This window comes from Nostoc sp., from assembly GCF_036917975.1.
Classification (GTDB): Bacteria; Cyanobacteriota; Cyanobacteriia; order Cyanobacteriales; family Nostocaceae; genus Nostoc.
Map to the genome: position 1 here is coordinate 84,382 of NZ_JBALEJ010000027.1, position 14,210 is coordinate 98,591.

A 14,210-nucleotide genomic window follows, 5' to 3' on the forward strand; every position below is an offset into this window, starting at 1 on the left:
TTAAAAACAGATTAAAAACTTAAAAACTGGGCAAAACCAGGAGTCAGGATAAGAAATTCATCTGGAGTGGATGAGATTTTTATATAGCATTCTTTAACCAGGGGAAATCATTTACCGCTTAAACTACTGGAGGCCAAATTAATGGCAAAAGAACGCCCACCACTAGAAGAGATGACCTTACGCCAACTACGCAAAGTTGCTAGCGAATATAGCATCTCTCGCTATAGCCGAATGCGTAAATCACAACTGCTGGCATCAATACAAGAAGTCCAGCGCAGCAAAAATTTACTCAGTCCATCTCGTTCATTGGAGGCACAAGAAACCGTGGAAGCTGCAAAGTTTGAATTAGGTCAGGAAGATCGTACTGGCGGATCTTTGGCTGATGTTGATGAAGGACTGGCAGATTTGCCCTCTGGCTATGGTGATAGCCGGATTGTACTCTTACCGCGCGATCCTCAGTGGGCTTACACTTACTGGGATGTTCCCAATGAACACAAAGAGGAACTGCGCCGCCAAGGGGGACAACAACTCGCACTGCGGATTTATGATGTCACCGACATTAATATCGAATACCAAAGCCCCCACAGTATTCAAGAATATCCAGCTGATGAACTAGCAAGAGAATGGTATTTACCAGTTCCAGTTAGCGATCGCGATTATGTGATCGATATCGGCTATCGTGCTGCTGATGGTCGCTGGTTAGTACTAGCTCGTTCATCGAGAGTACACATCCCACCCGTCTATCCTTCTGACTGGATAGAGGATGTCTTCATCACTGTCAACTTTGAAGAAGAAGATTTGCGTGGCAAGACTCAATACGAACTAGTTCCCCCTGCCAAGAAGGTTGCAGCTACCGCCACCGCCAATGGTAATACTGTTGTGAATAACGGCAACCTGAATAACGGCAACCCCATCTACGACCAAATCTTTGGTTTAGCGGAATCTGCCGAAGTGTTACGGGTTGCTGGTTCTATCTTTGGTTCTCAGCATCAAGTACCAGGTTTAGCGCGTCCCGAACAAGCTCTCAGTTCCTACATTTTCCCCTCTGGTGTTGGTCTGTGGGCATCTGGGTTAACCGCTTCCGGTGCAGGAATGTCAGGTGTTGGCTTCTCGGCTTCTGCTGTACCAGTGCGTCCACGCAAGTTCTGGTTAATTGCCGATGCTGAATTGATCGTCTACGGTGCAACCGAACCTGATGCTACTGTAACCATTGGTGGCCGTCCAATTCAGCTAAATCCAGATGGAACATTCCGTTTCCAGATGTCCTTCCAAGATGGTTTAATTGACTATCCGATTTTGGCTGTCGCTGCTGATGGTGAACAAACCCGATCAATTCAAATGAAGTTTAATCGTGAAACACCATCTCGGAATACTAACACCAAAGAAGAAGCTGTTTTAGAATGGTTTTCTTAAGTTTTGGTTCTCAGATTAACTCCAGACTGAAATTTTAAATTATTCCCCGCTATAGTAATTCTGTAGCGGTTTTTTTGCATTATATGTCTACAAAAAGATTATTTTTGTTATTTATCTTGATAATCAGTGCAAGCTTATTATCAGGTTGTCAAAAAATTGAAGCAAATTCAGTCTCAAAAGCATCTAAAACTTGTCCTGGCAAAGATGCCAAGTTCAGTATTGATTTTTTTAAAACCAATAATCAAGGTAAAAAAAATCCCAGAGGTATTAATAATGTGATTATTTTTAATCCCAAATCAGCAGAATTAGATTTCAAAGTTAATCTTGGTCTATCTCATAAACTCTACGCCAAAGATGCTAGGGGTAAATTGCGTAAAGAATATGTAGCAAAACAGTTTCATGAACTCATCACTGATGAAAATGCCAAATTAAACGGACAGCTACCCATTGCCGCAATTAATGCTGACTATATAGGTACTGATGATAAACCACAGGGCTTAAATGTTTCTCGTGGCGTAGAATATTCAGGAGTATTTAAAAATAAGCGTTCTTCCTTTGGCATATCAGGGGGTACACCCAACCAGCGACAAGCTACTATCCAAACAGGCAGAAGAAAAAACGATATTCTCAATTACAATTTAGTGGGTGGTAATGGCAGATTTTATCGTCAGGGTAAATTTAAAGATATTTGTCAAGACTTGGGAGAATTTGCTTGTAAAAATGCTAAAAATCGCTCTCTGGCAGCGATTACTAATCAAGGCTATGTAATTCTATTAGTTAATGACTTGAAAGCTAATTCAGATATTGAGTTATCTCAAGTTAATCAAGAATTACTACCAGATATGTTTAATAATGTCTTAGAAGGTATAGCTAGCAATAACTGTTTAGGTCAGATTCAAGAAGGGATTTTATTTGATGGAGGTATGTCTCCAGGATTGTATTACAACCAGAAAACTTATGTAGAAAATTTTGGGCCGATTGGTTCAGTTTTTTTGATTTACAAAAAATAAAAATATCGAGCCTACTTTATTTATAAAAATCACAATACTCAGATCACCGACTTCTTGAAGAAGTCGGTGTTCTCGTCACTCAGGAATGATTCATAAATAGTTTTGTACCTAGCTAAAATTAGATTTAATTCCATCTAGCGTAATTTTAGAATACTGACTCTTTAACTTTTTACGACTTCTCAAGCTTGTTTGGATTCACCCAACGATTGACAAATTCGTTGTTATGTTTGTATACCTTAATTTGCACTTGCTTGGAACTTAACTTGACTATTTCGGCGGGAATTCTTTGAATATCGCTAGAATCTGCGCGAGGCTTATAAAGCCAAATAACTTTTTGCCCAACTTCAAAGTAGTTATGATTGCTAGTCAAAGAAGGCGTACTTTCTGCCCAAGAGGGGAAAGCAACTGCTAAGTTGATCAAAAGTACTAAGACCACTAAACTTATTTGGAAAAGTTTCATGATCATTGCACTTGTCTTAGGTCTTGTGGGGCAATCAATCTGCTGCTCTAGCATTTAAATATTATCCTGTTTATTAATCGCAAACTAAGTGGGAGCATCCCAAATGTGTAAGTTATATCAAACCCGAATGGCACTAAGAAAAGATACAGCCCTTGATCTGACTGGTTCCCAGCCTCCAGGCTGGGAACCCATTCTGGGAGGCTCCGCCTCCAGTAGCTTGACGAGAGGCAGCAGCCCCTTTGAATACATTCCCAGCCTGGAGCCTGGGAACGAGGTGACACAAGCCTTTGGGCTTTTCTTAGTGCCATTCATATCAAACCCAGGTGATAAATTGTCATTGCGTACTCCTTCGGAGAACCCGCAGAGTACGCAACATCGTGGAGCGAATGCAATGACAAACATGTTCTTGCAAAATTGGGATGCTCCCACTGATTTTAGGATAAAGTGACTTCGCAAATAAAATCAAATATTCTTTTTGCTGGAAACGATAAATTAATTTTATGATAAAATTTGTGATGTTCTGACTTAATCACAATCTCTATCTCAAGAATAATAGACGAAAAAGAACACTCTCTCGTAAAAATTGATAATAAGTAAGTCGGTGAGAAAAATTCAATGTATATGAAGAAATATAAATTAGTAGGGTGTGTTATGCCGTAGGGTAACTTCCTTGAGATTGTTGACTACATTAAAATTCCTTAACATAGCTGGAAATATTAGCACTGACTTACTTATATAGTGCTTTATAAACTTTGATCTATATGCCTCAGAGTATAAATTTACTTGCGGCGAAGCAACCTAAACTAGTTCGTGCCCTGCGGCAAGAGTTAAATCTGTCTAAAGAAAGTTTTGCTACTGAGTTTGCTATCACTTCCCAACAATTAATTAATTGGTGGAAAAATGGATATGTAACACCTTCTCTTTTAGCAATACTGCGAATTAGGAGCCTACTGAATGAGTCAGGTTAACATGGTCAAATTATTCAGCCAACATACTTATAAGAAAAGTTTTGTGAGTTCTGAATGAGAATCCCCCTTGGTAGCTGAGAATATTGATGATATAAAGGTGACAATAAAAATAGCCAAAACAGCAACTTGCCCCAAAAAGACTATTTCAATACTTTGGAAGGTCACAACATTAGCATTTCACGCTGTATATACCCTTAAATATCCTCTAAAATGACTGTTTAGAAGCTTAAACATCTTAATTCCTAGAGGATTTTCCCAAAAGACGATCGCAAATGTAGCTTGTAACCGACGCATGACCAATCGAGAGGAATTAATGAAGAACGAATCAACGTCAGCCAGAAACGCCGACGTAAATTTACTTCTCGGCGGGGGTGAAATGGGTGCTAGGATGCGAGAACTGGATTGGTCAAAAACTTCACTCGGCCCAACACAGCAGTGGCCACAGAGTTTGAAGACTGCCGTGCGGATTATGCTAACTTCCCGTCAAGCTATGTTTGTTTGGTGGGGCGAGGAACTGATTAATCTTTACAATGACGCTTACAAGGCTATTATTGGCGGCAAACACCCAGAAGCACTTGGGCAACCGGCTGCGTACGTGTGGCGGGAAATATGGGATCAGGTTGGGCCCCGAGCCGAATCAGCGATGCTGAAGAATGAGGGCACTTACGACGAAGCGCTGCTGCTAATTATGGAGCGCAATGGCTACCCAGAGGAAACCTATTATACTTTTTCATATAGCCCAGTTCCTAATGACCAGGGCGATACAGGTGGGATTATCTGCGCCAATACAGACGACACGCAGCGAATTATTGGTGAGCGTCAGTTGGCACTTTTGCGCGAACTAGCGGCGAGAACGGCAGACGCGCGGACGTTTGATGAAGCCTGTACGGTGAGTGCGAGTTGTTTGGAAAGCAACCCTTACGATCTCCCTTTCGCAATGATTTATCTGGTTGATCCAGATAAGCAGGAAGTTTTTTTAGCTGGAACGTGTCGCATCGAGCAAAATCATCTAGCAGTTCCAGAAACAGTGGCTCTTGATGCTGATGGGGTTTGGCCCTTTGCAGAAGTAATCAAAACCCATCGGGCAAAACTGATTTCCGATTTGGAAGTGTCTTTTAGTAGTCTACCTTGTGGTGTTTGGCAGCGATCGCCCCATCAAGCGATCGCAGTACCCATTGCCCCATCTGGTCAAACGGGAAAAGCTGGTATACTAATTGCTGGTTTAAACCCCTTCCGGCTATTCGACGATAATTATCAAGGATTCATCGATTTAGTTGCGGCTCAAATTGCAGCCAGCATTGCTAACGCCCAAGCTTACGAAGAAGAACGCAAACGCGCTGAAGCCTTGGCAGAAATCGATCGCGCGAAAACTGTCTTTTTTAGTAACGTCAGCCACGAATTCCGTACCCCACTTACCCTGATGTTGGGGCCATTAGAAGACACCTTAACTAATTGTGCCACTCTGCTTCCAGCTAAAGAACTAGAGCAGTTAGAAATGGTGCAACGCAACGGAATTCGGCTGCTGAAACTTGTCAACAGCTTGCTAGACTTCTCGCGCATAGAAGCCGGACGGGTTCAAGCTTCTTATGAACCCACCAACCTTGCCACTTTCACCACAGAACTAGCTAGTGTATTTCGTTCAGCAGTAGAACGTGCAGGAATGCAATTATCAGTCAATTGTCCTTCCCTGCCAGCAACAGTATATGTAGATCGGGAGATGTGGGAAAAAATTGTTCTTAACCTGCTCTCCAATGCCTTTAAGTTCACGATGACTGGAGAAATTGCGGTCAGTTTACAGTGGTCAAATGACCACATTGAGTTTGCAGTCAAAGACACAGGAATCGGCATCCCAGCAGCAGAAATCCCCTACCTTTTTGAACGATTCCACCGCGTCAAAGGGGCGCAAGGACGAACTTTTGAAGGATCGGGAATTGGATTATCACTGGTGCAAGAATTGGTGCAAATGCATGGTGGAAGAGTTGATGTCACTAGTGTTCTAGGCGCAGGTAGTTGCTTTACTGTGTCAATTCCCACAGGATATGCTCATTTGCCGCCAGACCGAATTAGTGCCCCTCGAACTTTAGCTTCAACTGCATTAGGTGCAAGCCCATATTTAGAAGAAGCCATGCGTTGGCTACCGGAAGAGGGGATTGGGGAATGGGGAGTAGGGAATAGGGAAATGGCATCTTCATCCCCTACTCCCTACTCCCTACTCCCTACTCCCTCTGCCCGAATTCTCCTTGCTGACGACAACGCAGACATGCGCGATTATGTCAAACGGCTATTAAGTCAGCAATATGAGGTGGAATCAGTGTCGGACGGTTTAGCAGCTTTGGATTCTGCTCGTGGGCGTGTCCCAGACTTGATACTGACAGATGTGATGATGCCTGGATTAGATGGCTTTGGACTGCTGCAAGAATTAAGAGCCGATCCGCAGACGCAAAAAGTTCCCATCATCCTGTTGTCGGCACGGGCGGGGGAAGAGGCACGGGTGGAAGGGTTAGAAGCGGGAGCCGATGATTATTTGATTAAACCCTTCTCTGCCCGTGAATTGTTGGCGCGGGTAGAGGCAGCCCTAAAAATGGCTCGTCTCCGCCAAGAGGCAATGGAACGCGAACAAGGGCTGCGAATTGAAGCTGAGGTGGCGAAAGCGCACTTAGAGACTGTCCTAGCTGGCATCCAAGACCAGTTTTATGTGTTGGATCGAGAGTGGCGTTATAGCTTTGTTAATGACCAGGTAGCAACAGTTGTTGGTATCCAAAAGGAAGATTTGCTAGGTAGGATCTTTTGGGAAGTTTTTCCAGATGTGGTCAACAGCGAGTTTTATACTCAGATTCATCGAGCGAACACACAACAAACTGTTGTTCAGTTTGAATACTTTTATCCTACTTGGCAGCGCTGGTTTGAGAATCGCGTCTACCCCTTTGCAGAAGGAGTAAGCATTTTTACTACAGAGATTAGCGATCGCAAACAGGCAGAAAAAGCCCTTCGGGAAAGCGAAGAAAAGTTCCGCAACATGGCGGACAATGCCCCCTTCATGGTTTGGGTGACAGACAGCCATAGCCGTTGCACCTATCTCAGTCAAAGTTGGTACAACTTTACAGGTCAAAACGAGGATATTAGTCTGGGATTTGTTTGGTTAAATGCTGTACATCCAGAGGATGGCAATGACGCTAGGAATGTTTTTCTGGAAGCTAGTAGCAGTTATTCGGCTTTCCGTATGGAATATCGCTTGCGGCGCAAAGACGGCGAATATCGCTCTTGTATCGATGCCGCTAACCCGTGGTTTGGGGTGGACGGTGAGTTTAAAGGTTATATTGGCTCAGTAATTGACATTACAGAACGCAAAGTAGCAGAAGCAGAACGCGATCGCCTCCTGGAACTTGAGCAAGCTGCTAGAACTGAAGCCGAAAGAGCCAACCGGATTAAAGATGAGTTTCTAGCAGTGCTTTCCCATGAATTGCGATCGCCTCTCAATCCGATTCTTGGTTGGGCGAGACTTTTGCAGACTCGTGAATTTGACACCGCAGCCACGAAGAAAGCGATCGCAACCATCGAGCGGAATGCTAAATTACAGGCTCAACTAATTGAAGATTTGCTTGATGTCTCCCGAATCTTACAAGGCAAACTCAACCTTAAGATGTATCCTGTCAATCTAGCGCTTGTGATTGAGGGGGGATTGGAAACAGTGCGTTTGGCAGCAGAAGCTAAAAATATTCAAATTCAGACAATGCTAGATGCTTCATTCGGGCAAGTTTTGGGTGATTCTAGTCGTTTACAACAAGTTATCTGGAATCTCTTATCGAATGCTGTTAAATTCACTCCTGAAGGAGGGAAAATTGATATTCAACTAGAGCGCGTTGACACTCAAGCTCAGATTACTGTTAGCGACACAGGTAAAGGAATTAGCCCTGACTTTCTGCCCTATGTGTTTGAATATTTTCGTCAGGCTGATGGCACAACAACCCGAAAATTTGGTGGCTTGGGGTTAGGATTAGCAATTGTTCGTCATTTAATAGAATTACATGGTGGCACAATTTCAGCTGAAAGTTTAGGTGAAGGGCAAGGAGCGATTTTCCGAGTCAGGCTACCATTAATTAAGAAAGATTTACCCCCAAAACAAGACATAAATATTACTGCATTAAATCCTGCTTCTGAGACTGAAATTCTTGCAGGCATCCAAATCTTAGTTGTGGATGACGACAATGATACTCGTGACTTCCACACATTTGTGCTAGAGCAAGCTGGAGCAATGGTAATTGCTGTGACATCAGCAAAAGAAGCGTTGCAAGTATTGGCAGAGTCAGAACCAGATATACTGCTCAGTGATATTGGGATGCCAGAGACAGATGGCTATATGCTGATGCAGCAAATTAAAGTATTGCAGGCAAAACAAGCCAAACAGATGCCAGCGATCGCTTTAACTGCTTATGCAGGCGAAATCAACCAGCAACAAGCACTCGCATCAGGCTTTAAAAAGCATCTATCCAAACCCGTGGAACCAGATGAGTTAGTCAAGGCAATTGCAACTCTAATTGGCAGAAGTTGGAATGGCTGAGTGTTCGCCTGTGGTGTATAAACTGCTTAAGAGGGAACAGGGAAATCCCCATAATTAGAATTAGTGAATTTTAATAATGACCTTTTTTTAATTAAAAATTAAAAATTAAAAGTTAAAAATTAAGGAGGATAATAATTTTTAATTAATTTGGGGTACAAGCCCCCACTAAATCAAAGATTCAGTGGTCTACAATCAGTGGTGGGTACAAGCCCCATTGGTGTCAACTTAAGCTGAAATTCCTTTAAAACCTCGTTTCCAGCCTCCGGCTGGAAATGCTGCTCCTGGTGGCTCTGCCGCTAGCAAACGAGGCGGAGCCTCTAGGATGGCATTCCCAGTCGGAGACTGGGAACGAGACAATATCTAAAAGCTTTTACTACGCTAGTTTTCATGTTAAGTTGACACCAATGTACCCTGCGGGAAGCCGCTTTGCGTCTACATGAATTGCCCCTATACCTTATTTGAGTGGGAACCGCTATATAGCAATCCGATTTGATTTCTGAATCACTCGTAGAGGTAAGGGACTGGGGAATGGGGACTGGGGACTGGGAAGAAGGAATAAAGGTGTACTGAGTTTTGTTCAAAAATCAAATATGAGTCCTATATTTACTCTTAATTAATCGAGAGAAAATTTTTTTATTCTGCTTATTTATACCTTTAGTTTGTAACTTACATTATTGATCTAACTCCTGATTATTTTGCTTGATTACGCAAAATATATCGGCAATTACTTGAGCGTGTAGTATAAAATTTGGTAAGTGTTGGTAAGCTACTTACTCAGCTAAATTATTCAGTTTACTTAACTCATCAAATCTTCATGTATTTAAGGGGTAGTTTATCTTTTACAGTAAAAATAGTGGGAATAATAAACTAAATTGGAAGCAAATTAGTTAGCTATGAGCCAAATATGTCCTATCTCCAAAACCTGCGCTTGTCGCAATGTTGCACGCTGCCGGACTCAGGAGGCAGGTAGGCTCTTTCTCTGGTTCCCTGTTCCACATACCCTGACAAAAGTCACCTCCTACCTAGAGCAGTTTGCCCTTGAGTATGAAGTGATGCAAGAGCGACCAGGTTTGAGTTTGAATTGTAGAAGCGGACAGTCTCTAGAAATTGCCCGTAACCTGGCCAAACTACTTGCACCGAGAGAATTAAAAGAAACGCAAGTCCTTTTCATTCGAGGTACTATCCAACCTCAAATCCACGATTTTAGTGACATAGCCTCATTACAACGCTTCATTCAGTTGAACCAATCCGACTGGCTGGTTGAAATGTTAGCGGCAGAACGATTCACCAGTTACTTCCAACCAATTGTCTCAATTAACGATACATCGCAGATTTTTGGATATGAATCGCTCTTGCGGGGACTGGATGAACAAGGCAATTTAGTACTACCGACACCAATTATAGAGTTAGCAACTGAAGCCGGACTTCTACCACAACTCGACCAAGTTGCTCGTCTCAGCACAATCAATCAATTCAGCCGCCATCAAGTGAGTGGGCATATCTTCATCAATTTTGCACCAACGTCACTTTATGACCCAGTTTTTTGCCTACGTAGTACAGTAGAGGCAATTGATACTGCCGGAATTTCGCATGATCGCGTTGTTTTTGAAGTCGTGGAGTCAGATAGTCCTCAAGATTTAGCCCACCTCAAGGCAGTGCTACAATACTACCGGAATGCTGGGTTTTTAGTCGCCCTTGATGACCTTGGTTCTGGCTATTCCAGCCTAAACTTGCTGCATCAGTTACGTCCAGACTTTATCAAGCTGGATATGGAGTTAATTCGAGATGTACATCAAGACCTTTACAAAGCTTCGATTACTGAGAAGCTTCTAGAGATTACTCAAAAATTAAACATCCAAACCGTTGCTGAAGGAATTGAGTGCATTGAGGAACTGAACTGGCTGCGAGAACGAGGTGCAAATCTTGCTCAAGGCCATTTGATTGCTAAACCCAGTGCAGTGCCTATTACTACAACCCCTTACTTTGATCCGATCGCATTAACTATAGCATCGGCAAATTCTCAGGTAGTTGAGCAGGTTCAACACCAAAGCGAGTCCGAGCGAATTGTCGCAGCTGTGACGCAGCACATTCGCCAATCGTTGGAGTTGGACGAGATTTTGCAAACCACAGCAGCCGAAGTACGACAACTGTTTGAAGTAGACCGAGTGCTGATTTACCAATTTGAGCCAGACTGGAGTGGGTTAGTTGCTGTAGAATCCTTAGCAGAAGGGTGCATGTCCATTTTGGGATTTCACGTTATGGATACGTGCTTTAAATCCACGCGTGCAGCTTACTTCCAAGAAGGTAACACCAGAGCAATCGAAAACATTGAAACTGCGGGACTATCGCCGTGTCATATTCACCTCCTCCAAAGTCTGCAAATCCGAGCAAACCTTGTCGTACCTATTTTGCAGCAAAAACGTTTGTGGGGATTATTGATTGCTCACCAATGCCGTAGTCCCAGACAATGGCTGCAATCGGAAATTAACTTATTTAACCAGTTAGCAGGTCAAGCTGCGATCGCTATTCAGCAATCAGAACTTTACCACCAATTACAACAAGCAAACCAGGAATTACAGCGCCTTGCCTGTTCAGATGGTCTAACCCAAGTAGGAAATCGACGTTGTTTTGATGACACGTTAAAGACACAGTGGCAACGATTGGCACGAGAGCAAGGCTCGCTATCTTTGATTTTGTGTGATGTCGATTACTTTAAGCTCTACAACGATACGCATGGACATCTGGCAGGAGATGATGCACTTAGACAGGTTGCCAAGGCAATCTCTCAGACAGTGAAACACCCCGCAGATTTAGTTGCTCGTTATGGTGGAGAAGAGTTTGCAGTCATTTTGCCGAATACTGATATCGAAAGGGCCATTGCAATTGCAAGAGATATTCAGACCAATATTAGTGCATTACAAATGCCTCATCCTCATTCTGATGTTAGTGAATTTATCACCCTAAGTCTTGGTGTGGCAACCATCATACCTCATAGCCAATTATCTCCTGAAACCTTAATTGCTGCTGCTGACCAAGGACTCTACCAAGCAAAAGCACAAGGAAGAAATTGTGTGGTGCAGATGGATTGTAAGGATGCTGACTGAATAATTACTAAATTTAGCTGAAAATTTAATTTGCTCAACAAAAAGTAATACAAGCTTAAAATGCGTGTATACCTTCAAGGATAAAGACAGTAAGACAATTAATGACTGTATAAATTTTCTTCAGGATGGCAATATGGCTTTCAGTAGTTACAAAACTATCGGTGAAGTTCTCAAAGCATTTCAAACTACTTATACTGAATCAAATTTCATCGGTGAAGCTGAGTTCAATATTCCTGATTACTTCCGAGAAGACTTAGAAACGGTAATGCGGGAAGGAGTAGTGGATAACTCAGAGTTTGCCATTTGCGAAAACTTGATTTACCCAGTTTTGAAGGAAGTTTGGAAGAAATACAGTAGCAAGTTTACTTTATGGAGTCATCAGTCATTAAATTATGACGAAAAATTATCAGGATTTCCTGAATATATTTTAGCTAAACGCTCTCCTTTAGGCAAAGTTGTATTTGACAAGCCATACTTCATTTTAGTAGAAGCAAAGCAAGATAATTTTGAAGCTGGGTGGGCACAATGTCTGGCAGAAATGATTGCTGCACAGAGATTAAATGATGAATTGAGAATCACGATCGTTGGTATTGTTTCTAATGGCGATCGCTGGCAATTTGGCAAGCTAAATGATGAATTATTTACTAGAAATATTACATCTTACTCTATTCAAGAGCTAGATAAATTATTTTCTGCTGTCAATTACGTATTTCAACAGTGTGAATTGCAGCTAAATAATCTGGTCACTGCTTAACTAATCCTTAGAAGAGGACAAAAAGAGATCACTTATTCCCCTCAAGGGGACGGAAAATAGTAGAATACTTAACATCATTTGCATAGCATCCAGTGATGGCAAGAGCAGCAGCATCCACTAGTCGCAAAGTAAAATCCAAATCAGAATCTTCTTCAATTCCTACCTGGTCAGATGACACGGAACTGGTGGGATTGGTGTTTGACCTTGAGCCAACCACTTCCACTTCCCTCTACTCCCAGTACACGATTGGACTCCATGCCTGGTTTCTCGACCAAGTACGGCAATTTAACCCAGAACTTTCTGCATATCTCCATGACGGAGAGTCAGAAAAGCCCTTCAATATTTCGGCGCTGGAAGGTCAACTCCTCGCCAGTGGAAGACAACTGCAATTAGAAGCCAAGCAAATTTACCGTTGGCATCTCAATGCTTTGTCTCCAAGAGTGCTACAGTTTCTCAAACAATGGTTAACCCAACTGCCTCAAATCCTCGACTTAAGAGGCGCTCCCCTGCAAATAAAACAGGTGAGTATCGCCCATTCACCCAGTACTTACGCACAATTATTGCAGTCTCTACCAGAGAAACCCTCTAATATCAACTTCAGCTTTGTCTCGCCTACCAGCTTTCGCCGCAAAGGTCATCATTTTCCCCTGCCGGTGCCAGTTAATCTTTTTCACAGCTACCTACGTCGCTGGAATGACTTTTCAGGAATCCCAATCGAACAAGAACCTTTTCTCGATTGGATAGATGAAGTGGTAATTATCCATCAGCATCGCTTGGAGTCGGTGAAGGTAGCGGCTGGTAAGCGGGGTTCGGTGACTGGGTTCACAGGGGTAATGTCCTGTGGTTTGAGTAAGGCTGCTTTAGCAAACTCTGAGTTTACCCAATTGTTTTATGCTTTGGCACGCCTTTCTCCTTACTGCGGTACGGGACACAAAACTACTTTTGGACTGGGACAAACTCGCTTAGATTGGGTGAAATCAGAGATAAATTTACCTACTCAGGTACTAACAAATCTGCTGGGAGAACGCATTGATGAATTGACAGCACTATTCACTTCACAACGAAAACGCACAGGAGGCGATCGCACTGATAAAATTGCTTCTACTTGGGCAACTATCTTAGCACGTCGGGAGATGGGAGAATCATTGCAGGTGATATCCCAAGATTTAGAGATGCCCTATGCTACTGTGAAAACTTACGTCAAGTTAGCTCGGCGGGCGCTCAAGGATAATGTCGATTATACAAGAACTCTTGCATAAATTTTTTATGCTATGATGATAAACTGTCTTTTTTTTGATTTACAGAGCCAAAATAGTGGAAATCTTGTATAAATTTTCTAACAATTTGTTTTTAATAAAAGCCGAAAATAAAATTTAGCACAATAAATTTGTCCAGTTCTAAGTTAGTGCTGAACTCGCTCGTATTTATTCGATTTGTGTTTAAGTTTGTCTTTAAGCTTTTAAGCTGAGTTCGTAATTATAAATTCCAGCAATTAGGTTTGATCTTAAGCCGAATCTCCGATGACGATTTCGGTATCTATAAGACAAGATTTTAAAAATTTTTAGACGACGATGAACGTGTTCAACAACAACTCTCAATTTATTTAATTTTCGATTATATTTTTTCTGCTCGGAAGTTAATTTTCCTCCCCTTGGCTTTTTAATTGGAGTTTCGCTAAGTTCATGAATTTTAGCTATTCCTTGATAACCTTTATCAGCAAGAACTTTCAATAATTCTGCGAACTTTACCCCACTGGTTTTTAATAATCGAAAATCGTGGGCTTTTCCTTTACCATGCGCTAAACATATAATCTTCAATGTTTTTTGTTCGATAATAACTTGTGTCTTTAAACCCACATTCCGCACTTCAACTTGAAGCATAAAGAGATTACAGTCAAGATAAAAGCGAAAAGTCAGGATAATTAAGAAAATAATACTGAATTA

At 42.2% G+C, this 14,210-nt stretch carries 10 protein-coding genes and 1 pseudogene; 8 read left to right on the forward strand and 3 right to left on the reverse strand.

The genetic code is table 11. The features are described 5' to 3' along the window. Window positions 1–141 precede the first annotated feature (141 nt). The gene (locus tag V7K76_RS13185; RefSeq protein WP_334776236.1) at window positions 142–1,413 is read left to right on the forward strand and encodes a DUF4912 domain-containing protein; all 1,272 of its coding nucleotides are present in this window, start codon (window positions 142–144) and stop codon (window positions 1,411–1,413) included. Between the two features lie 83 nt (window positions 1,414–1,496). Continuing rightward, on the forward strand, window positions 1,497–2,423 hold the full coding sequence (locus V7K76_RS13190; protein WP_334776235.1) for a phosphodiester glycosidase family protein: 927 nt from the start codon (window positions 1,497–1,499) through the stop codon (window positions 2,421–2,423). Between the two features lie 169 nt (window positions 2,424–2,592). Here the strand turns inward: V7K76_RS13190 and V7K76_RS13195 are convergent, their stop codons facing one another. Then, window positions 2,593–2,883 carry a hypothetical protein gene (locus V7K76_RS13195; RefSeq protein WP_334776234.1) on the reverse strand — a complete coding sequence of 97 codons (291 nt, stop codon included), beginning with the start codon at window positions 2,881–2,883 and terminating at the stop codon, window positions 2,593–2,595. Window positions 2,884–3,010: 127 nt separating this feature from the next. Between V7K76_RS13195 and V7K76_RS13200 the strand changes: the two genes are divergently transcribed. From V7K76_RS13200 to V7K76_RS13210, 3 genes are all read left to right on the forward strand, one after another. After that, the gene (locus V7K76_RS13200) at window positions 3,011–3,331 is read left to right on the forward strand and encodes a hypothetical protein (protein ID WP_334776233.1); all 321 of its coding nucleotides are present in this window, start codon (window positions 3,011–3,013) and stop codon (window positions 3,329–3,331) included. A gap of 313 nt (window positions 3,332–3,644) precedes the next feature. Further along, window positions 3,645–3,851, forward strand: a complete 207-nt coding sequence (locus V7K76_RS13205) for a helix-turn-helix transcriptional regulator (protein ID WP_334776232.1) — start codon at window positions 3,645–3,647, stop codon at window positions 3,849–3,851. A gap of 313 nt (window positions 3,852–4,164) precedes the next feature. Continuing rightward, window positions 4,165–8,409: an ATP-binding protein gene (locus tag V7K76_RS13210; RefSeq protein WP_334776231.1), complete on the forward strand. Its 4,245-nt coding sequence runs from the start codon at window positions 4,165–4,167 to the stop codon at window positions 8,407–8,409. A 225-nt stretch (window positions 8,410–8,634) separates the two neighbouring features. On the opposite strand, the gene V7K76_RS13215 is transcribed toward V7K76_RS13210, so the two are convergent. Next, the gene (locus tag V7K76_RS13215) at window positions 8,635–8,766 is read right to left on the reverse strand and encodes a hypothetical protein (protein ID WP_334776230.1); all 132 of its coding nucleotides are present in this window, start codon (window positions 8,764–8,766) and stop codon (window positions 8,635–8,637) included. A 536-nt stretch (window positions 8,767–9,302) separates the two neighbouring features. Here V7K76_RS13215 and V7K76_RS13220 point away from each other — a divergent pair. The 3 genes from V7K76_RS13220 (at window position 9,303) to cas6 (ending at window position 13,526) form a co-directional block, all read left to right on the forward strand. After that, a complete protein-coding gene (locus tag V7K76_RS13220; protein WP_334776229.1) occupies window positions 9,303–11,513 on the forward strand; it encodes an EAL domain-containing protein in 2,211 nt (736 codons plus the stop codon). A gap of 133 nt (window positions 11,514–11,646) precedes the next feature. Then, entirely contained in the window at window positions 11,647–12,267 is a 621-nt protein-coding gene (locus V7K76_RS13225) for a hypothetical protein (RefSeq protein WP_334776228.1), read from the forward strand. Between the two features lie 95 nt (window positions 12,268–12,362). Further along, window positions 12,363–13,526 (forward strand): CRISPR-associated endoribonuclease Cas6, encoded by a 1,164-nt coding sequence (cas6, locus tag V7K76_RS13230; RefSeq protein WP_334776227.1) that lies wholly within the window; start codon window positions 12,363–12,365, stop codon window positions 13,524–13,526. A 192-nt stretch (window positions 13,527–13,718) separates the two neighbouring features. Here cas6 and V7K76_RS13235 read toward each other — a convergent pair. Continuing rightward, window positions 13,719–14,117: pseudogene (locus tag V7K76_RS13235) on the reverse strand (transposase family protein); the annotation flags it as partial. Window positions 14,118–14,210 lie beyond the last annotated feature (93 nt).

Excerpts from the sequence above, each read along its gene's own strand:
- V7K76_RS13225 (WP_334776228.1), top strand. The coding sequence starts at position 11,647 with ATGGCTTTCAGTAGTTACAAAACTATCGGTGAAGTTCTCAAAGCATTT.
- V7K76_RS13190 (WP_334776235.1), top strand. The coding sequence starts at position 1,497 with ATGTCTACAAAAAGATTATTTTTGTTATTTATCTTGATAATCAGTGCA.
- V7K76_RS13200 (WP_334776233.1), top strand. The coding sequence starts at position 3,011 with ATGGCACTAAGAAAAGATACAGCCCTTGATCTGACTGGTTCCCAGCCT.
- V7K76_RS13195 (WP_334776234.1), bottom strand. The coding sequence starts at position 2,883 with ATGAAACTTTTCCAAATAAGTTTAGTGGTCTTAGTACTTTTGATCAAC.
- V7K76_RS13185 (WP_334776236.1), top strand. The coding sequence starts at position 142 with ATGGCAAAAGAACGCCCACCACTAGAAGAGATGACCTTACGCCAACTA.
- V7K76_RS13205 (WP_334776232.1), top strand. The coding sequence starts at position 3,645 with ATGCCTCAGAGTATAAATTTACTTGCGGCGAAGCAACCTAAACTAGTT.
- V7K76_RS13210 (WP_334776231.1), top strand. The coding sequence starts at position 4,165 with ATGAAGAACGAATCAACGTCAGCCAGAAACGCCGACGTAAATTTACTT.
- cas6 (WP_334776227.1), top strand. The coding sequence starts at position 12,363 with ATGGCAAGAGCAGCAGCATCCACTAGTCGCAAAGTAAAATCCAAATCA.
- V7K76_RS13220 (WP_334776229.1), top strand. The coding sequence starts at position 9,303 with ATGAGCCAAATATGTCCTATCTCCAAAACCTGCGCTTGTCGCAATGTT.